Source organism: Citrobacter sp. RHB36-C18, from assembly GCF_013814485.1.
Taxonomy (GTDB): domain Bacteria; phylum Pseudomonadota; class Gammaproteobacteria; order Enterobacterales; family Enterobacteriaceae; genus Citrobacter; species Citrobacter braakii.
Window position 1 is genome coordinate 4,285,191 of the sequence record NZ_CP057125.1, and the last position, 24,922, is coordinate 4,310,112.

General features: G+C 53.4%; 20 protein-coding genes. 11 read left to right on the forward strand and 9 right to left on the reverse strand.

The window, feature by feature from the left end; genetic code table 11:
- Positions 1 to 2 precede the first annotated feature (2 nt).
- Together ytfR and ytfQ are read right to left on the reverse strand one after the other, a co-directional pair.
- Positions 3 to 1,505, reverse strand: coding sequence for a galactofuranose ABC transporter, ATP-binding protein YtfR (gene ytfR / locus HVZ52_RS20330; RefSeq protein ID WP_155574764.1), 1,503 nt, complete (start codon positions 1,503 to 1,505; stop codon positions 3 to 5).
- A gap of 85 nt (positions 1,506 to 1,590) precedes the next feature.
- Positions 1,591 to 2,547, reverse strand: a complete 957-nt coding sequence (ytfQ, locus tag HVZ52_RS20335; protein WP_016151454.1) for a galactofuranose ABC transporter substrate-binding protein YtfQ — start codon at positions 2,545 to 2,547, stop codon at positions 1,591 to 1,593.
- A gap of 309 nt (positions 2,548 to 2,856) precedes the next feature.
- On the opposite strand from ytfQ, the gene ppa reads away from it, so the two are divergent.
- The 3 genes from ppa to HVZ52_RS20350 all read left to right on the forward strand — a co-directional run bounded on the left by ppa (position 2,857) and on the right by HVZ52_RS20350 (position 6,747).
- Positions 2,857 to 3,384: an inorganic diphosphatase gene (ppa, locus tag HVZ52_RS20340; protein WP_003025726.1), complete on the forward strand. Its 528-nt coding sequence runs from the start codon at positions 2,857 to 2,859 to the stop codon at positions 3,382 to 3,384.
- Positions 3,385 to 3,583: 199 nt separating this feature from the next.
- The gene (locus HVZ52_RS20345; RefSeq protein ID WP_181598638.1) at positions 3,584 to 4,654 is read left to right on the forward strand and encodes a YncE family protein; all 1,071 of its coding nucleotides are present in this window, start codon (positions 3,584 to 3,586) and stop codon (positions 4,652 to 4,654) included.
- Positions 4,655 to 4,737: 83 nt separating this feature from the next.
- A complete protein-coding gene (locus HVZ52_RS20350) occupies positions 4,738 to 6,747 on the forward strand; it encodes a TonB-dependent receptor (RefSeq protein ID WP_016155530.1) in 2,010 nt (669 codons plus the stop codon).
- Positions 6,748 to 6,789: 42 nt separating this feature from the next.
- Here the strand turns inward: HVZ52_RS20350 and HVZ52_RS20355 are convergent, their stop codons facing one another.
- From HVZ52_RS20355 to tamA, 3 genes are read right to left on the reverse strand one after another with little or no spacing between them, the layout of a single operon-like run.
- Positions 6,790 to 7,134 carry a gamma-glutamylcyclotransferase gene (locus HVZ52_RS20355; protein WP_016151451.1) on the reverse strand — a complete coding sequence of 115 codons (345 nt, stop codon included), beginning with the start codon at positions 7,132 to 7,134 and terminating at the stop codon, positions 6,790 to 6,792.
- 2 nt (positions 7,135 to 7,136) lie between these two features.
- Entirely contained in the window at positions 7,137 to 10,913 is a 3,777-nt protein-coding gene (gene tamB, locus HVZ52_RS20360) for an autotransporter assembly complex protein TamB (RefSeq protein WP_103928857.1), read from the reverse strand.
- Complete coding sequence (tamA, locus tag HVZ52_RS20365; protein WP_016155528.1) at positions 10,910 to 12,643, reverse strand: autotransporter assembly complex protein TamA; 1,734 nt, start codon at positions 12,641 to 12,643, stop codon at positions 10,910 to 10,912. The genes tamB and tamA overlap by 4 nt, the downstream gene beginning before the upstream one ends.
- A gap of 212 nt (positions 12,644 to 12,855) precedes the next feature.
- Here tamA and msrA point away from each other — a divergent pair, with 212 nt between their 5' ends.
- The gene (msrA, locus tag HVZ52_RS20370) at positions 12,856 to 13,494 is read left to right on the forward strand and encodes a peptide-methionine (S)-S-oxide reductase MsrA (protein WP_016155527.1); all 639 of its coding nucleotides are present in this window, start codon (positions 12,856 to 12,858) and stop codon (positions 13,492 to 13,494) included.
- Between the two features lie 152 nt (positions 13,495 to 13,646).
- Positions 13,647 to 14,987, forward strand: coding sequence for a hemolysin family protein (locus HVZ52_RS20375; RefSeq protein WP_003830418.1), 1,341 nt, complete (start codon positions 13,647 to 13,649; stop codon positions 14,985 to 14,987).
- Between the two features lie 67 nt (positions 14,988 to 15,054).
- Here HVZ52_RS20375 and HVZ52_RS20380 read toward each other — a convergent pair whose 3' ends face one another.
- A complete protein-coding gene (locus tag HVZ52_RS20380) occupies positions 15,055 to 15,261 on the reverse strand; it encodes a DUF1107 domain-containing protein (protein ID WP_003025710.1) in 207 nt (68 codons plus the stop codon).
- Positions 15,262 to 15,588: 327 nt separating this feature from the next.
- On the opposite strand from HVZ52_RS20380, the gene HVZ52_RS20385 reads away from it, so the two are divergent.
- Positions 15,589 to 16,146: a YtfJ family protein gene (locus HVZ52_RS20385; RefSeq protein WP_016155526.1), complete on the forward strand. Its 558-nt coding sequence runs from the start codon at positions 15,589 to 15,591 to the stop codon at positions 16,144 to 16,146.
- On the opposite strand, the gene cysQ is transcribed toward HVZ52_RS20385, so the two are convergent.
- Positions 16,136 to 16,876 (reverse strand): 3'(2'),5'-bisphosphate nucleotidase CysQ, encoded by a 741-nt coding sequence (gene cysQ, locus HVZ52_RS20390; RefSeq protein WP_016151445.1) that lies wholly within the window; start codon positions 16,874 to 16,876, stop codon positions 16,136 to 16,138. The genes HVZ52_RS20385 and cysQ overlap by 11 nt on opposite strands.
- A gap of 187 nt (positions 16,877 to 17,063) precedes the next feature.
- On the opposite strand from cysQ, the gene cpdB reads away from it, so the two are divergent.
- Positions 17,064 to 19,007, forward strand: coding sequence for a 2',3'-cyclic-nucleotide 2'-phosphodiesterase (cpdB, locus tag HVZ52_RS20395; RefSeq protein ID WP_016155525.1), 1,944 nt, complete (start codon positions 17,064 to 17,066; stop codon positions 19,005 to 19,007).
- 48 nt (positions 19,008 to 19,055) lie between these two features.
- On the opposite strand, the gene HVZ52_RS20400 is transcribed toward cpdB, so the two are convergent.
- Positions 19,056 to 19,460: a helix-turn-helix domain-containing protein gene (locus HVZ52_RS20400; RefSeq protein WP_016151443.1), complete on the reverse strand. Its 405-nt coding sequence runs from the start codon at positions 19,458 to 19,460 to the stop codon at positions 19,056 to 19,058.
- Positions 19,461 to 19,545: 85 nt separating this feature from the next.
- Here HVZ52_RS20400 and HVZ52_RS20405 point away from each other — a divergent pair, with 85 nt between their 5' ends.
- From HVZ52_RS20405 to HVZ52_RS20415, 3 genes are all read left to right on the forward strand, one after another.
- Positions 19,546 to 20,394 (forward strand): SDR family oxidoreductase, encoded by an 849-nt coding sequence (locus tag HVZ52_RS20405; RefSeq protein WP_046275833.1) that lies wholly within the window; start codon positions 19,546 to 19,548, stop codon positions 20,392 to 20,394.
- 81 nt (positions 20,395 to 20,475) lie between these two features.
- Entirely contained in the window at positions 20,476 to 21,300 is an 825-nt protein-coding gene (locus tag HVZ52_RS20410; protein WP_181598639.1) for an AraC family transcriptional regulator, read from the forward strand.
- A gap of 76 nt (positions 21,301 to 21,376) precedes the next feature.
- Positions 21,377 to 22,342, forward strand: a complete 966-nt coding sequence (locus HVZ52_RS20415) for a DMT family transporter (RefSeq protein WP_016151440.1) — start codon at positions 21,377 to 21,379, stop codon at positions 22,340 to 22,342.
- Between the two features lie 63 nt (positions 22,343 to 22,405).
- On the opposite strand, the gene HVZ52_RS20420 is transcribed toward HVZ52_RS20415, so the two are convergent.
- Complete coding sequence (locus HVZ52_RS20420; protein ID WP_181598640.1) at positions 22,406 to 23,959, reverse strand: methyl-accepting chemotaxis protein; 1,554 nt, start codon at positions 23,957 to 23,959, stop codon at positions 22,406 to 22,408.
- A gap of 244 nt (positions 23,960 to 24,203) precedes the next feature.
- Between HVZ52_RS20420 and ytfE the strand changes: the two genes are divergently transcribed.
- Positions 24,204 to 24,866: an iron-sulfur cluster repair protein YtfE gene (ytfE, locus tag HVZ52_RS20425; protein ID WP_003025690.1), complete on the forward strand. Its 663-nt coding sequence runs from the start codon at positions 24,204 to 24,206 to the stop codon at positions 24,864 to 24,866.
- Positions 24,867 to 24,922 lie beyond the last annotated feature (56 nt).

Consider the following 24,922-nt stretch of genomic DNA (forward strand, 5'->3'; position numbering starts at 1 on the left):
CCTTAGGCCGCAATGGCGTTCATGATCGCCGGTACGGACAATTCAGCCAGCGGGATCTCGGCAACCTGTTTGCGATCGCGCATAATAATGACCCGATCGGCATAGCCCACTAACTCTTCCAGTTCGGATGAAATCACCAGCAGCGCCAGACCATCCGCGCACAGCGTTTCGATCAGGCGGATGATCTCGGCATGCGCGCCGACGTCGATCCCACGCGTAGGTTCATCGAGGATCAGGAACTGCGGTTTGGTCAGTAACCAGCGCGAGAGCAATACTTTTTGCTGATTGCCGCCGGAGAGGAATTCGATCGGCTGTTCAGCGTTGGGGGTGCGAATTCCGAGCTGGCGGATAAAACGCTCGGCAATCTCATTTTGTTCTTTCCGCGAAATAGGCCGCAGCCAGCCACGCTGCGCCTGTAATGCCAGAATGATGTTTTCCCGCACCGAGGCAGCGGCGATAATACCATCCGTTTTGCGATCCTCCGGACAGAAGCCGATCCCCAGACACGAAGCCTGATGCGGCGATCGCAAGGTCTGCGCTTTGCCTTTGATCAGCGCACTGCCGCTGTCGGCGGGTTTAATACCGAAGATCACCTCCGCCGTTTCCGTTCGCCCGGATCCCAGCAGTCCAGCGAGACCGACGATCTCACCAGGACGCACCTGAAGATCAAACGGCGCGATGGTGCCTTTCTTGCCAAAGTCGCTAAAGGCCGCCACTGGTTTATCACTCAGCAACGTACGGCCCGCACGCTGTAGCGCATGGGTATCCAGTTCGCGACCCAGCATCATTTTGACCAGTTCGATCTGTGGTAGTTCGCGGGTTTCACGGCAGCCAACGAAGCCGCCGTTACGCAGAACGGTAATGCGATCGCTGACCTGATAGACCTGATCGAGGAAATGGGTAACGAAGATCAGACTGACGCCCCGATCGCGCAGATGCCGCATCAGGCCGAACAGCATTTCTACCTCCTGGGTATCAAGACTGGCGGTGGGCTCATCGAGGATCAGCACTTTCGCGGAGAGATCGATCGCCCGACAGATGGCGACGATCTGCTGCATCGCCACGGAAAAGCGGTTCAGCGGCTCGCGCACGTCGAGGGAAAAACCGTATGACGCCATCAACTCCGTCGCGCGTTTTTCCATCTGCTTGCGCAGCAGCAGGCCAAAACGCCGCGGTTCACGGCCAATAAACAAGTTATCCGCTACCGACATATTGGGCAGCAGGTTCACTTCCTGATACACGGTACCGATCCCCAACTGCTGGGCATGGGCAGTATTTTTGGGGGAGATAGGCTGGCCTTCGAGCCAGATCGTGCCGCGATCTGCATGGTAAACGCCGGTCAGCGCTTTGATCAGCGTCGATTTACCGGCTCCGTTTTCTCCCAGCAGCGCCATAATCTCACCGCGACGCAAGCTGAAATCCACGTTATCCAGCGCTTTGACGCCGGGAAAGAATTTGCTTAATCCTTCGGTGCGGAGGATTTCCTGATGGGGGTCGGTTGTCATGGCATTCCTCCGGTACGAAATCACGGCCTTTTCGTAGGCCTGATAAGCGCAACGCCATCAGGCCTACGGAAGACCGGCAGCAAAACTAGTAGCCCATGTTTTTCTTCTTCTCTAACTCTTCTTTCGCCGTATCCGGCAGATAGAGGATCGACTTGGTAATGGTCAGCTTCTCAGGCATCGTGCCGTCTTTTTTGAATTTCTCCAGCGCGTCGAATGCCGGGCCTGCCATATTCGGCGTCAGCTCGACGCTGGCGTTGGCTTCACCGTCAATCATTGCTTTGTAGATATCCGGTACGCCGTCGATGGAACCGGTCAGAATATCTTTGCCGGGTTTCAGGCCTGCTTCTTTAATCGCCTGGATTGCCCCGATCACCATGTCATCGTTGTGGGCGTAAACCATGCAGATGTTCTTGCCATTGTTTTCCGCTTTGATAAAGCTCTCCATCACTTCTTTCCCTTTACTGCGGGTGAAGTCGCCGGACTGTGAGCGGATAATCTTAATGTTTGGCGCGTTGGCGATGGCTTCAGCAAACCCTTTTTTACGATCGATGGCCACGCTGGCCCCGACGGTCCCTTGCAGCTCAACGACGTTACACGGCTTGCCGTTCACCTGTTTAATCAACCAGTCGCCGATCAATTTACCTTCCAGCACGTTGTCGGCGGTGACTGTGGTCATATAGAGAGATTTGTCTTTTACATCGATGGAACGATCGAGCAAAAAGACCGGAATGTCGGCATCTTTAGCTTCTTTTAAAACCGGTTCCCAACCCGTTGCCACGACCGGCGCAATAAAGATGGCGTCAACGCCCTGCGCAACAAATGAGCGAACTGCTTTAATCTGGTTTTCCTGCTTTTGCTGGCCGTCAGCGATTTTCAGCGTAATACCACGCTTTTCAGCCTCGCTTTTCGCAACGTTGGTTTCTGCGGCGCGCCAGCCGGATTCAGAGCCAACTTGCGAAAATCCTACGGTTAAAGGGGCTGCCATTGCCATAGACGACATGGCTGCCGAAACTGCTGTGACTAAAAGTAAGCGCTTCCACATAAGTGCGTCCTCGTAGGGTGATTATTGTTGGTTAATAAACCGTCGCGAAAAAACTATAGACAATTGAGCATGTAACGAATTGCGTTACATCACACTTCAAAAAAGTAAATAAAACGTTAATCACAACTTTGTAATCGCTTTCATCCCGCTATGAAAAATGCGGCTGAAGATATGGATTTTTCTGTCACGAGAGAGGGGTAAAAAGAAGAAAATGAGCGCAGAGAAAGCGAAAACAAGCGGAGACATTCAGCGCGAGTTGGCTATAATACCCGCCACTTGTTTGCCATAGCTTATTTAAAGGAAACAGACATGAGCTTACTCAACGTCCCTGCCGGTAAAGATCTGCCGGAAGATATCTACGTTGTTATCGAGATCCCTGCCAACGCAGATCCGATCAAATACGAAGTTGACAAAGAGAGCGGCGCCCTGTTCGTTGACCGCTTCATGTCCACCGCGATGTTCTATCCGTGCAACTACGGTTACATCAACCACACCCTGTCTCTGGACGGTGACCCGGTAGACGTTCTTGTCCCGACTCCGTACCCGCTGGAGCCAGGTTCAGTGATCCGCTGCCGTCCGGTTGGCGTGCTGAAAATGACTGACGAATCCGGTGAAGATGCGAAACTGGTTGCGGTTCCGCACACTAAGCTGAGCAAAGAATACGATCACATCAAAGATGTGACCGACCTGCCGGAACTGCTGAAAGCGCAGATCACCCACTTCTTCGAACACTACAAAGATCTCGAAGCGGGCAAATGGGTGAAAGTTGACGGTTGGGACAACGCTGAAGCCGCTAAAGCTGAAATCGTTGCTTCTTTCGAGCGCGCGAAGAAGTAAGTTCGCGTTAGCTTAAAACCCTGAACGCCAGTCTCTGGTTAGTAAGGGTTTTTAAATTTCTACGTTCTACCACCTCTCCCCTTCGCTGTTTTCTTTTTGACCTACCAGAATGGGTAGTCACATTTCATTTATCTTAATTGCGAATGATATTAGATCTCATTATCATTCTCAGCATGTAAATAAATGTGAATAAAAGTCAATGAACCTCCACAATGTGAAGTCCCTGAAACGCTATTCCTGCGTGGCACTCGCCGCAGCGCTGTTATTTACCAGCCTGTCCAGCGTGGCGCAGACGCTACCTGAGAAAGATTTTCTGACTCGCGATGTCGGTAACGGCGTGTATGAGCTGGCGGTTGATAGCAAGCAGAATGCGCTTTTTGTCGCCTCGTCGCCGTCGTTTGATAAAGATAAAACCAGCGGGCTTATCTACAAACTCGATCTGGAGAAACTCACGACGACTGAAGTCATCGACACCAGTCGTCGTGCCTTTGCCACCGCGCTGGATGAAGAAAACCAGGTGCTGTATGTCGGCAACACGCTGGAAGGTTCAGTAACGCTAGTCGATACCCGTAGCGGTAAAGAGCTGGCGATACTGCAACTGAGCGAAGCCAAAAACCCGAAAGATATTGTTCATACGCGTGAAATGGTGCTCGATAAACAGCACCACCGTCTGTACGTTTCCGGCGTGGCTGAAAAGGGCATAGTCTGGGTGGTGGACACACAAAAGCGCGAGAAAATCGCCACCCTCGAGAACATGGGCCAGTACCCGACCGGCATGGCCGTGGATGCAAATAAGAACCGCCTGTATGTTGTGAATGGCCGAAACGAACTTATTACGCTGGATACCACCAACCATCAAATTATTAATCGCTTTACCATTGAGCCAGATAAAAAACATTTTTTCCTGAATATTGCCCTGGATGCAAAAAATAACCGCGCATTCCTGACCGATCCGGATTTAGCGGACGTACTGGTTGTTGATCTTAATACCGGTAAAGTTATTGCACCAATTAAGGTTATTAACTCGCTGGCAGTGATATATAACGAAAAACGCCAGGAAGTTTATATCACCCACCGTAATGCTAAACGCATCAGCATTGTGAACAGCAAGACCTATCAGGTAAAACAAAGCATTGAAACCAATGCCTTACCTAACAGTCTGGCGCTCTCGGCAGATGCTAACACCCTGTACGTCAGCGTCAAACAGTCGGAAAAAATGACAGGTGTGAAGCCCGACTACGTGCTGAAAATCGATCTCTCTAAATATTAATAATTAAAAAACTATCTGCACCTTGCAGCTTTTTTGAGCTGCAAGGTGATGTTTTTATTTTTTACTTTTCAGGTGTCTATATTATGAAAACGCGTCAACTTATTACGCTGACAGGGATCGTTGCATTCTCAGGCGGTGTTATTTTCCCCACCCAGGCAGAAGAACTCACCGAGACCTCACGCACTAGCGAAGATGAAATGGTGATCACCGCATCCGGATTCTCGCAGCAAAAACGCGAAGCGCCGGCCACTATTTCAGTTATCGATCGTAACACGCTGGATATTCAGCCGGACCGTAGCATCGGTGAAGCCATTAAAAACCTTCCCGGCGTCTCGGTCACCAACAGCAGCGGTATGAACGCCGGCAGCATTATGATCCGCGGCATGGACCCGTCCTATACCGCTTTTATGGTCAACAGCGTCAAACAAAATACCGGTGAATCTCGCCCTTACGGACATGATATTGGTACTGAAGCCAACTTCTTACCGCCAATGGAGGCCATTGAGCGTATTGAAGTTATCCGTGGGCCGATGTCCTCGCTGTACGGTTCAGACGCCATCGGCGGTGTGGTTAACGTCATTACCAAAAAACCGTACGGCGCAAAAGAGTGGACCACGGCAATTGCTGCCAATACCTGGCTGCAGGAACACCAGTATTTAGGTAATACCAGCCAGATGAATTTGTTTACCATGGGGCCGATTGTGCCCGATGTTCTCGGCCTTAGCGTGGCGGCCGACTGGCTTGACCGTCGCGATGACGATCGCAATAACTATTTTGGCAAACACAATCGTAAATCCGTTGATATGACATTGGGCCTGGCCGCCAGCGAGAATAACCTGTTCGATCTCAACGTGGTCACCGGTGAGCAGGAAAAAAACCGTACCCAGAAACGCGGTGCGCCGTGGTCATGGCTGTTCGATCGTAACGCCGCCACCCTGACGCATACCGGCTGGTATGCAGACGACACCATCGCGACGACCAACTACATAAACTATGAAAAAGGCCGTTCGAAGTACGTTTATGACGGACAGTCCCCGCAGTATGTGCAGATGGAGAACTACGTCGCCAATTCGCAAACCACTTTCACGCTCGACACCCATAAACTGACCGTTGGGGCGAATTTCACGCGCGAAGAGCTGAATGACCGCTTTGATGTGGCCAACAAAACGCTGCCCGGATCTGACCCGGTGACCAAAATCAGCCGTAACGGTTGGGCATTGTTTGCTGAAGACGGCTGGAGCATTGGCGATTTCATCCTAACCACGTCAGCGAGGATGGACCAGGATGACAATTTTGGCACACATATTACGCCGAAAATGTACGGTAACTGGGCCTTTAGCAATGACTGGGCGCTGAAAGGCGGCGTTTCCGCAGGCTATAAAAAACCGGAGCTGCGCGCGACGTCCAGCAACTTCGTAACCCCTTACGGCTCAACCGTACCTTATCCCTTCCTCACCGTTGGTAACGACGACCTGAAACCTGAACAAAGCGTTAACTCTGAACTGGGCCTCTACTGGACGGGAGATGCGCTATCGCTCGACAGCACCGTCTTCTATACGCAGTTCAAAGACAAAATTGCTGAACAAACTATTTGTGAAACCACGTCGACGAACCAGTGCTCCGTCAACGGCTACAACGCGGATTCCGTCAGTAAATACTTCAACGTCAGCGAGGCGGATGTATACGGTATAGAACTGAATGCCGACTGGCAGATTACCGCCGATGTAAAAGCCAACGCTAACTACACCTGGAACCACAGCGAACAAAAAAGCGGCGTTAACAAAGGCTACGCGCTCAACGATTATCCGCGCCATATGGCGAATCTGTCGCTGAACTGGGCGGCAACGCAAAGCCTGGACGTATGGAGTACGGTGAATTATCGCAGCAGTAACCGCAACAGCGGCAATAACTATAAATATGATGACTACACGATGGTGGACGTAGGCGTACGTTATCAGCTCAATAAGCACACGCAACTGATGGCTGGGGTCTACAACGTGCTGGATGAGGATCCGAAACTGACAACCGCGTGGAACGAATCCGCACAGGTGGAAGGACGCCGCTATAACCTCGGCGCGCGCGTGGAGTTTTAAATCCAGAATAAAACAACGCCACCCGAGGGTGGCGTGTTCATATCAGTACTGGTCTCGGTCTAACCAGTTACCGCTTTCAATCAGCGTTAAGCCATCAACCGGACGTTGGTACACGTACATCCATGCACTTCCGTACGGCGTTTGAATTAACTGGCGTGCGTATTCACCGCCACGGGTACGCAGAGCGTCAAGCTCTGCCAGCGTGGCGTTATCAATACGATAAACTTCCCCGTGTACTGTTCCCTCTCCTGGAACGGCGCCTGGATAGTGGCCCAGGCTATACAACTGGTAGTTGTCGATACTGAAATTTCCCAGCAACAGGGCATTGGTCATCCAGTGGCTGTTGCCTTGTTTGGTTCGTAAACTGCCGTAGACAAATATTCGCATTGCTAAAACTCGAACTGATAGAGCAAATCAAGTGCCTGATCTACGCCAGACACTGCTTCCAGATATAGCTTAGGCATCAGACGATAACGTAGCGTGAGTGTCGCTAAGGAGTCAAATATACCCACACCATATTTCACCTGCAGACCTGGCAGTACGTATCCGCTGACAACCACCTGAGATGAATCACCCACCCCTTGTGTGTCCAGTGCCAGATTGCTTACGCCAAATGTCTCCCCGATTTTACCCACAACCTGACCACTTTGTGCAACCCCCAGACCAATAAGCATTGAAGTCATTGCCGCGCTATCGCTCTGTTCGCTATCCAGTCCTTGTCCGCGTAGCAGGTAGGAAAGCGCCATTTGCTGCGACATCGCCGGGTCGGAGAAGATCTCCGCCTTCGGTTCATCGGCGGTGCCCGTGACGCGAACCCCGGCGATCACGTCGTCTTCGGTGGCTTCCGGGTTACGAATTGCTTCGATGTTGAGTAACGGCTGATCCGGCGGACCGGAGAACAACAGCTCGCCCTTACGCACAATCAGATCCTGACCATAGGCATGGAAACGTCCGCTCGGAATATTAATTTGTCCGTTCAGCCCCAGCCCCTGCTTATCCTGCACCACTTTCAGATCGCCCGTCAGACGCGCTTTCAGACCAAAGGCGTCAATACGCACGTTGTTACCGACGTGGATGTTCAGGTTGCTGTTGATCGGAATACCTGCTGTCTGCGGTTTCTCCGGTTGCAGATTGTTGTTAAGCATGACCATATCGCTGGAAACCCCTACCGCGCTCTCCGGCAGGTCGTGTACAACGATACGCGCCCACGGCACATCCACGTTGCCATCGAGGGTAAACAGGCTCGGCGTGGCTTCAAAGACCACGTCCGGCGATACGTCCAGGCGGACCATCGGCGGCACGGTAATACGAACCCTGCTGCCTTTAGCCGCAACGCGCGCCCGCCAGTTGTCTATCTGACTCCAGTCGGCATCGCCGCTCAGGTTAATTTCGCCCTGCTGCGTACGTACCACGCCCGCCAGCGTTGAGCGTGTTCCGGTGAAGTTAACGGCTAACTGGCTTGGCTGCATGTCAAACGGCATAAAGTTGCCGTCGATATCCAGACCGCTCAGCTGCAGCTGTCCGAGCAGTTGCGGGCTTTGCACATCACCGCCCAGACGTAGGTTGGCGTTGATCACCCCAGCCGCTTTTTCACCGCGCGAGAAAATGGGGTTCACCATCGCCAGATTGAAGTTGCGGATGTTGACGTTGCCGCCGAGACTGCGGCGTCCTTGCGGATCCGTTACCTGCACCTGGCCGTCAAACTGCCCGTTGTTGGTCAGGCGAATCAGCCAGCCCAGCTCGGCACGGTTATTGTGCAGGTCGGCGGTCAGATTCAGCGTTTCAAACGCCACAGGGAGCGGCGCATCGTTCACGCTTTGCGTGACCTTCACGTTACGTCCGCTCAGCGTAACCTGCCCCTGCGGCAGCCCCTCTTTGGTGGTGTCCCAGCTCACATCTGCTTTGCCAGTGAAAACACCGCTGGCCTGGGTTGTATCCGGCATAAACGGTTTTAGCATCGCCAGGTCAAAGCGGTTAAGGTTCACCACCGCGCGTCCTTGTGCACCGGCATCAATAGTTTGCGGTACGCACAGTTCCGCATTCGGGTTGTTCCAGCAGTGCGGCCCAATGCTGATTTTCTGTTCCTGATTGCGATAATCCAGCGCGACAGGACGGTTAAGCGACCACGGACCGACCGGCGTCTGGAAGCGGGTATCGCTTAACGCACCTTTCCAGCGCTGCTCTTGGCGATCAAAGCTACCTGCCAGGGAGAGCTGCCCGGAGACCGGTTCCCCCTGAATGCGCAACTGCAGCTCATGCTGCTTTTCGCTACCTTTGGCATTGAGCGTCACCAGGCCAATATTCACGTCAGGCTGTACAATCCGCTCTACGCGAACGTTGAGATTACCAGCGATTTGCTCTGCCGATTTCACGTCGCCTTCGACGCGCACCTGAGCGACGGACAGCTCCTGCCAGCGCAGACCCCGGGCGGTGATATCCGCCAGCAGTTGTGGCGCTTCAACCGTACCGCGAACTTTTACCAGCCCTTTCGCCGTACCGCCCAGTCCCGGCAGCGCGTTATCCAGGCTCGGGGCATCAATCGTCGCGTCGAGATTGAGGTCTTTGACCCCCAGTTCCCCTTTCACATCCGCGCTGTTGCGTCCCAGCTCCAGATGCAGGCCCGGGATCGTCCACTGCAGGTAGCTGTTACCCTTCAGCGAGCCGTGCACATTAACCTTGTTCTGCTTCACGTTGCCGGTCAGCTTCAGCTCGGGCACCTCCATCTGCCAGCTTCCGCCGTACAGGCTGCCGCGAGTTTTCACAAGGCCATTCAGTTTTGATGGCCACTCCGGGATCGCTTTCGCCGTGTTGATGCCATCCAGCGTTAGCTCCCCGCGCCAGCTGATCGCCTGCTGCCAGTCCACCAGCGCTTTCAGCTCAGTTTTCCCTTCCAGCGCCGCAACGCTGAGTTTGTCGAGATTGATCTGCTGTTCGTTGCCTTTGGCGTCCAGCGTGATGGTAGCCGGAGGAATATCCTGACCTTTCACAGCGGTACGCATCGACAGCGTATAGTCGGTCATCTTACCGGTCAGTTTGAGCTTGATGTCATCAGCCTGGAACTGCTTGTCGCCAGTAAACGGCCAGTAAACCTGCTTACTCACCACCTCAAGGTTGAGCGGCAATCCGGCTTCCGCCAGACGCGCCTGCGCCCGCAGATCCATATCCACCGGACCAGACAGATTTACGCCGACTTCCAGCTGTTCACGCAGCGCGCCGCCGACCTTCAGCTTCACCTTTTCGCCTTTTAACGGGTCGACGTTGAGCGTGCTGTTTAACGTAATATCGACCGGCCACGTGTCGGTCAGTTGCGCCGTGCCGCTGGCTTTTACCGTCCCCTGATTCGAGTCGATATCCAGTGCATCGAGTTTCATGTTGCCGTCAATGCTGCTCACTTTCAGCAGCATGTTATGTACCGTTAAATCCGTATCCCCGGTCACGCGCAACTGCTCGCCGCGAAACGCTTCAATGTTGAGATTGAGCGGCAGATGGACATCGGTCATTTCCGGCAGCACCGGCTTTGAGAACAGATCTTTTAGCGTTTCGCCGAGCGGTTTTTCATCCGGTTGCGGATTTTGAATCTTTGGTTCGACAACCTCTTCCTGCGCCACTTCCGCCACTTTAGGCAGGGCAATCAGCAGCCCCTGTAATGACGTTGGCTTCAGGGTTAGCGTTTTTTCCTGCCAGTTCAGGCCGGAGGTAAATTCCAGCACCGAAACCGTGGTGTCATCGATTTTGATATTGATGTTGTTCAGCGCCACGCGCGAAAGCGTGATTGGGTAAGGTGTGGAAAGGTTAAGCGGACCGCTCTCTTCCTCTTCAACCGGCGCTGATGGCGGCATCTTTTTGCTGTCGATCGCCACGTTGATATTTTTCAGCGACAGATCGTTGACGCACAGGCTGCTGTCCCACAGGCAGTTAAGCCCCACGGCCAGATGCACTTCGCCAGCATTCACCGCCACGCCAGGTTGGTCATAACGAATATTTTTGAGCGATAAATCCCGCCAGCCGCCGGTGACCTGACCAATCTCCAGCCCCGGAACCCAACGATTCGCCGCTTTGAAGATCAGATGCAGGCCCGAAGTGGTGCCGACGAGGAACGCCACCGTGCCTAACAACAGCAGGATAAAAATCAGCACGCCGAGGCTTATCTTCTTCCATAAACTCATAATTCAGGCCCCAGACCGATGTAAAACTGTAAACCATGTTCATCTTTGTCGCCCACAGGGACAGCAAAGTCGAGCTTGATGGGTCCCACTGGCGATTGCCAGCGTACGCCGACCCCGGCACCGGTTTTGAAATCGCTTCTGCGGATATCGCTGACCGCTTCGCCGCTATCGACAAACATCGCGCCCCACCATTTTCCGGTCACGTTGTACTGATATTCCAGCGAGCCGGTCGCCAGCTTCGAGGCCCCTTTCAGCTTGCCGTCGCTGCCTTCAGGCGAAATAGATTTGTATTTGTAGCCGCGAATGCTGCGATCGCCCCCGGCGAAGAAACGCAGATCCGGCGGTACTTTGTCGAAGTCCCCGGTTTCGATCCAGCCGAGGTTGCCGCGCATCACAAAGCGATGACGATCGTACAGCGTGCGGATCCAGACGTTTTGCGCCTGGAAGACGGAGAAATCAACGTCTGAACCCCAGGCCGTGTTGGAGTAATCGATAGAATAACGTTGGGAGTCGCCCCAGACTGGCATCAGACCGCCGCGCGAGCGCGTCCGGCTGATCATCACGCCCGGATAGAGCAGCATGGTGGTGTTAGTGACGTTACCCTGGGTAAAGTGGTCGAGGCTCCAGCGCAGGTTAATCGCGCGCTGCCAGCCGCTGGAGAGATCCCAGTAGCGGGAAACCGCAAGCGTAGTGGAGTCCTGCTCGGTATCGTTTAAATCGGTACGCTTAAAGCCCCCCTGCACCAGGTAATACTGCTCCAGCGGGTTCTTTAATAGCGGCATTTTATAACTGAAATCAAGAACCTGCTCTGGCGCAGAGATGCTGGCGCTGGTGGTCAGGCTGTGGCCATAGGAGTTCATCCACGGCTTTTTCCACGAGGTCTTCACCCGTGGACCGACGTCAGTTGAGTAACCGACCCCGGTTTCGATGGTATTTTCAGTTCGCGGCGACACCACGCCTTTCAGCGGCAGCACTTTGGTTTCACGGGCTTTATCAAATTCCGGTGCGACGACCACGGAATTAAACCATCCGGTCGCCGACAGACGACGATTCAGTTCGCCCAAATCTTTCGACTCGTACTCTTCACCCTCTTTAAAGGGCACCAGATTTTGCAGGTACTCATCGCGAATTTGCGAGCCTTCAAAAGTGACATGGCCAAAGCGATAGCGTTCACCGCTGTTGTAATCGATATCCCAGAATGCCTGGCGGCGTTCGAGCGCTATCCCAAGCTGGCTTTTATTAAATTCACTGTCGAAATAGCCTTTGCGCAGCGCCACGCTGGTGAGTGATTTTTTGAAGTTATCATAGTCTCCCTGATTCAGCACGGTGCCGATTGCCGGTCGCGTTTTCAGCAGATCCAGGTAATCTTTATCCGTACGTGCGCCACCGCGCAGAATCACTTCGGTGCCGCCAATCAGCACCGGCTCACCAGGGGTCACTTTGGCAATCAGCACCTGGCGTCCTTTCGCCGGCGGCGGACGCAGCTCAAAATCAATGGTGGGCTCAAAGTAGCCCAGCGCTTTTAGCCCTTCGCGGATGGCATCATCAACGCGCGCACGAAAGCGTCGGTCTGGAGTGACTTCATCACTTTGAATCGTGGATAGCTGCGCACGGACGTTTTTCTCCAGCGGTCCTGATAATCCCTCGACCTGTAAGCGAACATTCGCTGCGGCGGCGGAGCCACTTAAGCACAGTAATCCCACCCAACATAACTGACGGATATGTGGCACATTTTCTCCTGAATATCCTTTTTTCCCACCCCTGGAAAAAAATACTATGCCGTTCCTCGGCTTAACAAAAAATCAACAATAAGAGTTGAAAAACAGACGACAACCCAAATATTTCTTATGTTTAACTCTAGACGTATTCACGCCGTTTATTGTGGGCAAAGACGCGTCTCGTTACAACCTTAACCCAAATGACTGATTTCGGGAGAACGGCCATGAGTTTATTTGATAGAAAGCATCTTGTTACTCAAGCAGATGCCCTACCTGGACGCAACACCCCGATGCCAGTGGCAACGCTGCATGCGGTTAACCAACATTCGATGACCAACGTGCCCGACGGTATGGAGATCGCCTTTTTCGCCATGGGATGTTTCTGGGGCGTTGAACGTTTATTCTGGTCATTACCCGGGGTATACAGCACAGCGGCCGGATATACCGGCGGCTACACCCCTAACCCAACCTATCGGGAAGTGTGTTCCGGCGATACCGGACACGCCGAAGCGGTACGTGTCGTCTATGATCCGCATGTTATCAGCTACGAGCAACTGCTGCAGGTGTTCTGGGAAAATCACGACCCGGCGCAGGGCATGCGTCAGGGGAACGACCAGGGGACGCAATATCGCTCCGCCATTTACCCGTTAACGCCGGAGCAAACCGTCGCGGCACGGGCAAGCCTTGAGCGTTTTCAGGCAGCAATGACCGCCGCTGGCGACGAGCGCACCATTACAACGGAAATCACTACCGCAACTCCGTTTTACTATGCCGAGGACGACCACCAGCAGTATCTGCATAAAAATCCTTATGGGTACTGTGGCATTGGCGGGATTGGCGTTTGTCTGCCGCCACAAGGATAATCGCCACCCTCTGGCGGCTTTACAGTACCTTACGCTATACTAGCTCCTGAAATTGCCGGTCCACTCCCTTCGGACCGGTTTTCAATGTGTATTTCACACGGATTTATCAATTTATCCCTTCCGAGGATCTGGCCTTAACGGTCGGATAAGATATGTTAAACAGTATTTTAGTCATTCTCTGCCTGATCGCCGTGAGTGCGTTTTTCTCGATATCCGAGATCTCGCTTGCTGCATCACGCAAAATAAAACTTAAACTGCTTGCCGATGAAGGCAACGTAAACGCACAACGTGTTTTGAAGATGCAGGAAAACCCCGGCATGTTTTTTACCGTTGTGCAAATAGGCCTTAACGCGGTCGCTATTCTCGGTGGTATTGTCGGTGATGCGGCATTCTCCCCGGCGTTTTACAGCCTTTTCTCGAAGTACTTCACTCCAGAGCTGTCCGAACAGTTAAGCTTTATTCTGTCGTTCTCGCTGGTTACTGGCCTGTTCATCCTGTTCGCGGATTTAACTCCGAAACGCATCGGTATGATTGCGCCAGAAGCTGTGGCTTTGCGTATCATCAACCCGATGCGCTTCTGCCTGCTCGTCTTCCGCCCGCTGGTGTGGTTCTTTAACGGTCTGGCAAATAACATCTTCCGTCTGTTTAAGATCCCGATGGTGCGTAAAGACGACATCACCTCGGACGATATTTACGCCGTGGTCGAAGCGGGTGCGTTGGCAGGGGTTCTGCGTAAGCAGGAACATGAGCTGATTGAAAATGTGTTCGAACTGGAATCCCGTACCGTACCGTCTTCCATGACCTCGCGCGAGAATATTATCTGGTTCGATCTCCACGAAGATGAGCAAAGCCTGAAGAACAAGGTGGCGGAACACCCACACTCCAAATTCCTGGTGTGTAACGAAGATATCGACCACATCATTGGCTATGTCGATTCAAAGGATCTCCTCAACCGCGTACTGGCGAACCAAAGCATGGCGCTGAACAGTGGCGTACAGATCCGCAATACGCTGATTGTGCCGGATACGCTGACGCTCTCTGAAGCGCTGGAAAGCTTCAAAACCGCAGGCGAAGACTTTGCCGTCATCATGAACGAATACGCGCTGGTGGTGGGGATTATCACGCTCAACGACGTTATGACTACGCTGATGGGCGATTTAGTCGGTCAGGGTCTGGAAGAGCAGATCGTGGCGCGCGATGAAAACTCATGGTTAGTCGATGGCGGTACGCCGATTGATGACGTTATGCGCGTCCTGGATATCGATGAGTTCCCGCAGTCCGGCAACTATGAAACCATCGGCGGCTTTATGATGTTCATGCTGCGTAAAATCCCGAAACGCACCGACTCGGTGAAGTATTCAGGCTACAAATTTGAAGTGGTGGATATCGATAACTACAAGATCGATCAGCTGCTGGTGACGCGTCTGGACAGTAAACCTACCGTACTGGTACCGAAACTGCCGGATGCAAAAGAAGAGGCAAAGGCGTCTTAACGTCCTGCAGAAACATCAACGGCTCCCATCCAGGAGCCGTTTTTTTAACTACCGCATAGCACTTTGATCAAGCCATCTCAGTTTGCAGACGCAAGACCTGACGGTTAACTTCGGACATCACGGAAAAATGCAGTTTGTCCTTCACTTTTGGGATAAGAATCTTACCCTTATCAAATTCAAAAGCGCCTACATCCTTGATATATAACCGTCCACGAAACAGGATCTTCACGTACTTCGCCACCTGCAGCGGGTTGTATCGTTGGAAAATTTTCATTGTTGTCTCCTGCTGAGCATTACGCCTTTGCGGTACCACAATCGGTCCGACAATCCTCAGGCGCAAATTTTAATGCCCTATGACTATAGACTATCTCGCTCATGTTTCCAGCGTGTATAAGTTTATTTACCTTCAGGTTACAAATATTCAGAATTATCTTTTCAACGCTTCGCTGTCTTCAGTATAAGCCTTCATTTTTCGCAGGATTTGTGCGCCCGTCCGCAAACTGGCATCGCGCTTGCGGGAAAAAGCATCAATCGCACATATGATTAAATTCCAGACCCAAGTGGTCGGATCACCTGCAAAATAAAGAAAGAAGGAAAACCTATGACCTTACAAAAACTGCTGGCGCTGTCGTGCCTGCTGCTGCCGATGATTGCCGGTGCGCATTCGTTTGAGACCAACCAGCGCGTACCGCCGGTGGGGATCGCCGATCGCGGCGAACTGATTCTCGATAACGATAAGTTTAGCTACAAAAGCTGGAATAGCGCGCAGCTGCCAGGGAAAGTGCGAATTGTGCAACACATTGCCGGACGCACCTCCGCCAAAGAGAAAAATGCTACGCTGATCGAGGCAATCAAAGCGGCCAGCCTGCCGCACGACAAATACCAGACCACCACGATCGTCAACACCGATGACGCCATTCCTGGCTCCGGTATGTTTGTGCGCAGCAGTCTGGAGAGCAATAAGAAGCTCTACCCGTGGTCACAATTTATTGTCGACAGCAATGGCATTGCGCGTAAAGCCTGGCAACTGGATGAAGAGAGCTCCGCTATCGCCGTACTTGATAAGGACGGACGCGTTCAGTGGGCAAAAGATGGTGCGTTGACGCAGGAAGAGGTGCAGCAGGTTATTGCCCTGCTGCACAAATTACTCAGTAAATAGCGACGCGGAAGCCGGGGTTGAGGAATGATTCACGTGGGGTGTAATCCAGAGATTTCCCCTGCCAGTCGTGAACGTGCGCCCCGGCTGCGGCGGCAACGGCGTGGCCAGCGGCAGTGTCCCATACGTTAGTTGGCCCAAAACGTGGGTACAGCTGTGCCTGCCCTTCCGCCACCAGGCAGAACTTCAGCGATGAGCCAATCGACGTGGTCTGGTGCTCACCTAACTGTTGCAGATACTCTTTTAACTCATTGTCAGCATGCGAGCGGCTAATCACCACCAACGGCGGACGCGCGTCACGAACATGGATTTGTTTGCGCACGCCGCACTCTTCTTTCCACGCTTTACCTTCTGCCGCGCTGTACATCACTTTCATCACCGGCGCGTAAACCACGCCCAGTACCGGCTTTCCTTGCTCGATAAGCGCAATATTGACGGTGAATTCACCGTTACGCTTAATGAACTCTTTGGTACCGTCCAGCGGGTCTACCAGCCAGTAGCGCTGCCAGTGCTGGCGAACATCCCAGCCAGGAGGCGCTTCTTCAGACAGGACCGGAATATCCGGCGTCAGCGCCAGTAATCCTTCGAGGATCACCGTATGCGCGGCGATATCCGCCGCCGTGACCGGAGAATCGTCCTGCTTGCTGGTAATCTCCATCGGTTTGATTCCATCGTAGACCTGCATAATGGCATCGCCCGCATTCCGTGCAAGCTGGCATACATGTTCTAACATTCTCCACCTCGTTTCTGTCGTGGTGTTAACTCGTTGTTTTACTTATACCCGATCGCCAAAGGATCCGCCAACTGTGATAGCGTCTGCGGTTTTAAACGCTATATTCATGTCATGATTCACAGTTCAGTAAGCAAGAAGATTTATATACATTTTCTTTTGTGGCTTAGATCTTAAAAGGATGCCCCTGATGATTAAGTTTAGTGCAACGTTTCTGGCCACGCTGATTGCAGCCAGCGTCAATGCCGCGACCGTCGATCTGCGTATAATGGAAACCACTGATTTACATAGCAATATGATGGATTTCGATTATTACAAAGATACGCCGACTGAAAAATTTGGCCTGGTTCGTACGGCAAGCCTGATCAACGCAGCACGTGGTGAAGTCAAAAACAGCGTGCTGGTTGATAACGGTGATCTGATTCAGGGCAGCCCGCTCGGGGATTATATGGCGGCCAAGGGGCTGAAAGCGGGCGAAACGCATCCGGTATATAAGGCACTGAATACGCTGGATTACGCAGTGGGTAACCTTGGCAACCATGAATTTAACTACGGTCTTGAGTATCTGCACAACGCGCTAGCCGGGGCGAAGTTCCCTTACGTTAACGCCAATATCATCGACGTTAAGACCAAAAAGCCGCTGTTCACTCCTTATCTGATCAAAGAGACTGAGGTTGTCGATCAGGAAGGAAACAAGCAGACGCTGAAAATTGGCTATATCGGTTTTGTGCCGCCGCAGATCATGACCTGGGATAAAGCCAACCTCAGCGGCAAAGTGACTGTGAATGACATTACGGAAACCGCACGTAAATACGTGCCGGAAATGCGAGCCAAAGGTGCCGATGTCGTGGTGGTGGTTGCTCACTCCGGGCTTTCTGCCGACCCATACCAGGCGATGGCGGAAAACTCCGTTTACTACCTCAGTGAAGTTCCGGGCGTGGATGCCATTATGTTTGGTCACGCTCACGCCGTTTTCCCGGGGAAAGACTTTGCCAACATCAAAGGCGCAGATATCACAACAGGTACGCTCAATGGCGTTCCTGCGGTGATGCCGGGCATGTGGGGCGATCACCTGGGCGTGGTGGATTTAGTGCTGAATAACGACAGCGGTAAATGGCAGGTTACGCAGGGGAAAGCGCAGGCGCGCCCGATTTATGACGCCGCGGCCAAAAAATCACTGGCTGGCGAAGACCAAAAAATCGTTGAGATCCTAAAAGCCGATCACGATGCCACGCGTGAATTTGTCAGCAAACCAATCGGTAAATCTGCCGACAACATGTACAGCTATCTGGCGCTGGTTCAGGACGACCCGACCGTGCAGGTGGTGAATAACGCGCAGAAAGCCTATGTGGAACATTTTATCCAGGGCGATCCGGACCTGGCAAAACTACCGGTACTTTCCGCCGCTGCGCCGTTTAAAGTCGGTGGACGCAAGAACGATCCGGCCAGCTTTGTCGAAGTCGAAAAAGGTCAGCTTACCTTCCGTAACGCCGCTGATTTGTATCTCTATCCCAATACCCTGGTCGTGGTGAAAGCCAGCGGTAAAGAGGTGAAAGAGTGGCTGGAATGTTCTGCCGGGCAGTTTAATCAGATTGATATCCACAGCAGCAAACCACAGTCGTTAATTAACTGGGATGGCTTCCGTACCTATAACTTCGACGTGATTGACGGCGTGAATTATCAGATTGATGTTTCACAACCCGCTCGCTATGACGGTGAATGCCAGACGATTAACCCGCAAGCGGAGCGTATTAAAAATCTGACCTTTAACGGCAAACCGATCGATCCGAACGCAACCTTCCTCGTCGCGACCAACAACTACCGCGCCTACGGCGGTAAGTTTGCCGGGACCGGCGACAGCCACATCGCGTTTGCATCACCAGATGAAAACCGCTCGGTGCTGGCAGCATGGATAGGTTCCCAGACAAAGAGCGCAGGCGAAATTCATCCGGCGGCAGATAACAACTGGCGTTTGGCGCCGATTCACAGCGAGACACAACTGGATATTCGCTTTGAAACATCACCGTCTGATAAAGCCGCTGCGTTTATCAAAGAGAAAGGCCAGTATCCACTGAAGAAAGTCGCTACCGATGACATCGGCTTCGCCATTTATCAGTTGGATTTGAGTAAGTAAGACCACGCCGGGTGGCACTGCGCCATCCGGCAAGCCCGACCGGGTCGTTTACGCTGATGCCGGGACGTCTTCGTTCTTAACGGTATGATTTGCCAAAACCTGCGGCAAATTCACCTCTATCCAGTCCGCCAGCGCTGCGACTTTTTCGCTCACCTGCTCACCCAACGGTGTCAGGCTATACTCCACATGCGGCGGTACCACCGGATATGACACCCGATTGATAAACCCGTCCTGTTCTAACGCCTGCAGGGATTGCGCCAGCATTTTTTCACTGACGCCGCCCATCTTACGGCGCAAATCGCTGAAACGGTGCGTACCGTCGCGCAGCGCCACCAGAATCAATACACCCCAGCGGCTGGTGACGTGTTTTAACACCTCGCGGGAGGGACACTGCTCGGCAAACAAGTTGCCATCACGTAATTGCTGGGAGAGCGTCAAAGCTGTCATTTTCATACTAACCTTTTTGTACGTACTTACTAAAAGTAAGTTTAGGTGTTAATGTGATTAAACACAAGACCAATACCAAAGGAGTTATCCTATGATCGCGATTACTGGTGCCACTGGCCAACTGGGCCAACACGTTATTGAAACGCTACTGAAAACCGTTCCTGCCAGCCAGATTGTGGCTATTGTGCGTAATCCTGCTAAAGCGACGGCGCTTAGCCAGCAGGGCATTACCGTTCGTCAGGCGGATTACAGTGATGAAGCTGCCTTTACCACGGCCTTACAGGGGATAGACAAGTTACTGCTAATCTCCTCCAGCGAAGTGGGACAACGTGCCCCGCAGCATCGCAACGTGATTAACGCGGCGAAAGCGGCCCACGTGAAATTTATCGCCTACACCAGCCTGCTGCACGCCGATCGCTCCCCGCTGGGGCTGGCTGATGAGCATGTCGCAACCGAGAAGATGCTGGCTGAATCCGGTATCGCGTACGCGCTGCTGCGTAACGGTTGGTACACCGAAAACTATCTCGCCAGCGCACCAGCCGCGCTGGAACACGGCGTGTTTATTGGGGCGGCGGGAGAAGGCAAAATCGCCTCGGCGACCCGTGCCGACTATGCCGCTGCCGCTGCGCGCGTCATCAGTGAAGACGGTCATGCCGGTAAAATCTATGAACTGGCGGGCGACGCAGGCTGGACCCTGAGCCAGCTGGCGGCCGAACTGGCAAAACAGAGCGGTAAAAAAGTGGTGTATCAAAACCTGAGCGAAGCTGATTTTGCGGCCGCGCTGAAAGGTGTTGGTCTGCCTGCCGGACTGGCGGACATGCTGGCTGACTCAGACGTTGGTGCCTCTAAAGGTGGCCTCTTCGACGACAGCCATACGCTGAGCAAACTGATTGGTCGCCCAACCACGTCGCTGGCAGACAGCGTCAAAGGCATCGTGTAAGTGTTAAAAATTAGTTAATTGTGGTGGCATCCCCGCGCATCCTCTCTGATAATGACATGATGATGCGTGGGGAGAGAATACGTGCAAGGTGTACCTGAGCAGTTTATTGATGAGAAAGACAGCGCCCGCTTTCGCCATCTGGCACAGGTGCCGGGCGTTGAGCTGTATCATGCGCACATCTCGCGTTACGCCTTTGAACCCCACACCCATGAAGCGTTTGGTATTGGCGCGATAGAAGCCGGAGCCGAACGTTTTCGCTATCGCGGCACGCAGTACGTGGCCCCCGCCCATTCCGTCGTCACCATGAATCCCGATGAGCTACATACCGGCGAAGCGGAAACCGCCGACGGCTGGCGCTATCGGATGATCTATCTTGAGCCCGAGCTTCTGGAAGAAGTCACCGGGATCCGCCACTGGTGGTTTCATGACGTAACGCGTCACGATCCGCTACGCTCGCGCCAGATCTGCTCGCTGATCCATGGCCTGTGGAACACTGAGGATCCGCTGGCGCAAAAAGGGCTATTACTCGATCTGATCGACACGTTCCAGCCGCTGGCCCGCCATGCGCCGGTATTACCGGAGGGAGCGCATCGCTTTGAACAGGTACGCGAGTATTTGCACGATAATTATATGCACCCGGTCACGCTCGACGAACTGGCGCGGGTTGCAGCGCTGAGTCCCTGGCATTTTCAGCGCCAGTTTAAATCTCATTTCCACGTCACGCCGCACCAGATGCTGATGGCGATCCGCCTGTGGCGAGCCAAAGGTTTTCTCACTCACGGAATGCCCGCCGCGGAGGTCGCTGCCGCAACCGGCCTCACCGACCAGTCGCATCTCACCCGCGCGTTTACCCATCGCTACGGTATTACACCGGTACGTTATCAGAAACAAGTCGTCCGGCGTTGAACAGCAATCTCATACAATACGGCTGCATTTTTCCTGCCTACACTCGACTTATTGTTAAGCGATGTGGATGTCAAAAATGATTAGCGGCGTGTTGTATGCCCTGCTGGCTGGGCTGATGTGGGGATTAATTTTTGTTGGGCCGCTGATCGTACCGGAATATCCGGCGGTATTGCAGTCGATGGGGCGCTATCTGGCGCTGGGGCTAATAGCGTTGCCGATTGCCTGGCTGGGGCGTGTGCGCTTGCGTCAGTTGACGCGCAAAGACTGGGTCACTGCGCTGGCGCTAACGATGATGGGTAATCTGATTTATTACGTTTGCCTGGCAAGCGCCATCCAGCGCACTGGCGCGCCGGTTTCAACGATGATTATTGGTACATTGCCGGTTGTGATCCCGGTCTTCGCTAACCTGCTCTACAGCCAGCGCGACGGCAAATTATCATGGTGGCGTCTGTCGCCTGCGCTGGTGCTGATTGGTATCGGTCTGCTGTGCGTGAATATCTCGGAGCTGAATCAAGGCTTACCCGACTTTAGCGGCTGGCGTTATGGTTCTGGAATCGCGCTGGCGCTGATCTCGGTAGTGTGTTGGGCGTGGTATGCGCTGCGTAATGCCCGCTGGCTGCGCGAGAATCCAGATAAGCACCCGATGATGTGGGCGACGGCCCAGGCACTGGTAACGTTGCCTGTTTCTCTGCTCGGTTATATTGCAGCCTGCCTGTGGCTGAACGGACAAACGCCGGACTTTGCCCTGCCCTTCGGCCCGCGTCCGGGCGTGTTTATCGGCCTGATGATAGCGATTGCGGTATTGTGTTCGTGGGTTGGCGCACTGTGCTGGAACGTCGCCAGCCAAAAATTGCCGACGGTGATCCTCGGCCCGCTGATTGTCTTCGAAACGCTGGCTGGCCTGGTGTACACCTTTATCCTGCGCCAGGAATTCCCGCCGCTGCTGACGGTAAGCGGCATTGCGCTGCTGATTGTTGGGGTGGTGATAGCCGTCAGAGCCAAACCACAGAAACCAAGCGTCGTCGTGGTTCCACAATCATAATGGCCCGAACGGCGCTGCGCTAATCCGACCTACAAGGTATTATTTTGTAGGCCGGAGTAGACGTTAAACTTTAAACACCGCTACGGTCTGATTCAGTCGTGCTGCCTGCTCTTCGAGCGCAGCGGCGGCGGAAGCGGACTCCTCCACCAGCGAGGCGTTTTGCTGCGTCACGCGATCCATCTCGGCAACCGCCTGACCTACCTGATCGATACCCCGGCTCTGTTCATCAGAGGCCGAGGCTATCTCGCCCATGATGTCGGTCACACGGGTCACGGCGCTCACAATTTCCGCCATCGTTTCACCCGCTTCATGCACCAGCGCCGTACCAGCATTTACCCGATTCCCCGAGTCATCAATCAGCGCCTTAATCTCTTTCGCCGCCTGAGCGCTACGCTGTGCCAGTGTACGGACCTCGCCAGCGACCACGGCAAACCCGCGCCCCTGCTCGCCCGCACGCGCCGCTTCTACTGCCGCGTTCAGTGCCAGAATATTGGTCTGGAAGGCAATGCCGTCGATAACATTGGTAATTTGCGCGATTTTGCTGGAACTGGTGGCGATTTCATCCATCGTACGCACCACGCCATCAACCACGGTTCCGCCTTTCTGCGCCGTCTGTGAGGCATTTTTTGCCAGACTGGTCGCCTGACGCGCGTTATCCGCGTTCTGTTTCACGGTAGCGGTGAGTTGTTCCATGCTGGCAGCAGTCTCTTCCAGAGAGGCGGCCTGCTGCTCGGTACGTGAAGAGAGATCGTTACTGCCGGCGGCAATTTCACCTGCGCCGGTATAGATGGTGTCAGCCCCGTCACGCACCACGCTGACTGTGTTCGCCAGTGCCTGCTGCATGTCGCGAACGTTGACTGCCAGCAGCGCCATCTCATTGCTGCCATCGGCGTTGATGCTGTGCGTCAAATCACCCGCAGCAATGTGGCGAATATGCCCCATCACTTCGTGGAGAGGCTTGAGCAGCACTCGCTGCATCGCCAGCCAGCTGGCGATAATCACGGTGACGACAATCAGCATCACGGCAGACAGCAGCCAGATTATCTTCTGGTAATCACTCTCATTGTCCTGCACCCCGGCAGTGGCCAGCGCCGTTTGCGCGCTACGCCATTCCCGATAAACTTCCTGCATGGCCGTTTGCTTTTGCTCGGCATTCTGCTTGAACATCTCTTCCAGCTTACCTTCAGCCAACAGCGCGTTCATTTTAGCCAGCGTCGCAGAATAGATGCCGTACTGCTCTTCCAGTCGATCGGCCAGATGTTCATCAAGCCCCGGCGTTTCCGGCAGGGCGTAGTATTTATCGTAATGCTCTTTCGATTCGGCCAACAGGTGATTTGCCGTGTTCACCAGTTCCTTCAACTGACCGCCGTTAATCTCGCTGGCCATCGTTCCCTGTAAACGCAACATGCCCCGGTTGAGCGTGACGCGAGCCTGGTTCAGGCTAATCCACGCATCGGTAAACTCGGCCACGTTCTGGCTGGAAAGCTGAGAGACGTTAAAGTTTTGCTTATCGTTATTGAGCGCGCCAATAAAGACGCCCGCGGAGATGAGCTGCATCGCGCCCAGGGCGAGTAACACGGTGATAAGTAGGGTTATCACTTTGATTCGTTTAAACATCTGTAGCCTTTTATTATGCAGGTATTGTCTGAGGTCTAACTATCGGCAGCGGCGTGCGCTTATTTAATCCTGTCGCGCGGCTTTTTTCGCCATCCCTCTCCTTTCTAATAAGATTCAGCACCTTAACGAAACAAGAAATTTTCGTGACATTCCTCACAAAACACCCCACCCCGAAAGGGTTATATCCTTCGCCATAAGTTGCATTTAAAATACATCTTATATTATTAAGAATGAGGTAACGGCAATGTCTTATCGCGATCAACCTTTAGGTGAACTGGCGCTCTCTATTCCTCGCGCTTCGGCCCTGTTTCGTAAATACGATATGGATTACTGCTGCGGCGGTAAGCAAACGCTGGCACGCGCTGCTGCGCGTAAAGAGCTGGATTTAGACGTTATTGAGGCACAGCTCGCGCAGTTGGCTGAACAGCCGCTGGAGAAAGACTGGCGTACCGTGGCACTGGCAGAAATCATCGATCATATCATCGTGCGTTATCACGACAGACACCGCGAACAGCTGCCGGAACTGATTCTGCAGGCCACGAAAGTTGAACGCGTTCACGCCGATAAACCGAACGTACCACGCGGTCTGGCGAAAAACCTGACCATGCTGCATGAAGAGCTGTCCAGCCACATGATGAAAGAAGAGCAGATCCTGTTCCCGATGATCAAACAGGGCATGGGTAGCCAGGCGATGGGACCAATCAGCGTGATGGAAAGCGAACATGACGATGCCGGTGAACTGGTCGAAGTGATCAAACACATCACCCATAACGTGACGCCGCCGCCAGAAGCCTGCACCACCTGGAAAGCCATGTATAACGGCATTAACGAGATGATCGACGACTTGATGGAACACATCAGTCTGGAAAATAATGTGTTGTTCCCGCGAGCTCTCGCCGGGGAGTAAAGATATCGCCGGATAGCGCTAACGCGAATCCGGCCTACGGAATTCAGGCCCGGTAA

What these genes read in the sequence shown, in the direction of transcription:
- ytfR (WP_155574764.1), bottom strand. Translation starts at nt 1,505, where the DNA reads ATGACAACCGACCCCCATCAGGAAATCCTCCGCACCGAAGGATTAAGC.
- ytfQ (WP_016151454.1), bottom strand. Translation starts at nt 2,547, where the DNA reads ATGTGGAAGCGCTTACTTTTAGTCACAGCAGTTTCGGCAGCCATGTCG.
- ppa (WP_003025726.1), top strand. Translation starts at nt 2,857, where the DNA reads ATGAGCTTACTCAACGTCCCTGCCGGTAAAGATCTGCCGGAAGATATC.
- HVZ52_RS20345 (WP_181598638.1), top strand. Translation starts at nt 3,584, where the DNA reads ATGAACCTCCACAATGTGAAGTCCCTGAAACGCTATTCCTGCGTGGCA.
- HVZ52_RS20350 (WP_016155530.1), top strand. Translation starts at nt 4,738, where the DNA reads ATGAAAACGCGTCAACTTATTACGCTGACAGGGATCGTTGCATTCTCA.
- HVZ52_RS20355 (WP_016151451.1), bottom strand. Translation starts at nt 7,134, where the DNA reads ATGCGAATATTTGTCTACGGCAGTTTACGAACCAAACAAGGCAACAGC.
- tamB (WP_103928857.1), bottom strand. Translation starts at nt 10,913, where the DNA reads ATGAGTTTATGGAAGAAGATAAGCCTCGGCGTGCTGATTTTTATCCTG.
- msrA (WP_016155527.1), top strand. Translation starts at nt 12,856, where the DNA reads ATGAGTTTATTTGATAGAAAGCATCTTGTTACTCAAGCAGATGCCCTA.
- HVZ52_RS20375 (WP_003830418.1), top strand. Translation starts at nt 13,647, where the DNA reads ATGTTAAACAGTATTTTAGTCATTCTCTGCCTGATCGCCGTGAGTGCG.
- HVZ52_RS20380 (WP_003025710.1), bottom strand. Translation starts at nt 15,261, where the DNA reads ATGAAAATTTTCCAACGATACAACCCGCTGCAGGTGGCGAAGTACGTG.
- HVZ52_RS20385 (WP_016155526.1), top strand. Translation starts at nt 15,589, where the DNA reads ATGACCTTACAAAAACTGCTGGCGCTGTCGTGCCTGCTGCTGCCGATG.
- cysQ (WP_016151445.1), bottom strand. Translation starts at nt 16,876, where the DNA reads ATGTTAGAACATGTATGCCAGCTTGCACGGAATGCGGGCGATGCCATT.
- cpdB (WP_016155525.1), top strand. Translation starts at nt 17,064, where the DNA reads ATGATTAAGTTTAGTGCAACGTTTCTGGCCACGCTGATTGCAGCCAGC.
- HVZ52_RS20400 (WP_016151443.1), bottom strand. Translation starts at nt 19,460, where the DNA reads ATGAAAATGACAGCTTTGACGCTCTCCCAGCAATTACGTGATGGCAAC.
- HVZ52_RS20405 (WP_046275833.1), top strand. Translation starts at nt 19,546, where the DNA reads ATGATCGCGATTACTGGTGCCACTGGCCAACTGGGCCAACACGTTATT.
- HVZ52_RS20415 (WP_016151440.1), top strand. Translation starts at nt 21,377, where the DNA reads ATGATTAGCGGCGTGTTGTATGCCCTGCTGGCTGGGCTGATGTGGGGA.
- HVZ52_RS20420 (WP_181598640.1), bottom strand. Translation starts at nt 23,959, where the DNA reads ATGTTTAAACGAATCAAAGTGATAACCCTACTTATCACCGTGTTACTC.
- ytfE (WP_003025690.1), top strand. Translation starts at nt 24,204, where the DNA reads ATGTCTTATCGCGATCAACCTTTAGGTGAACTGGCGCTCTCTATTCCT.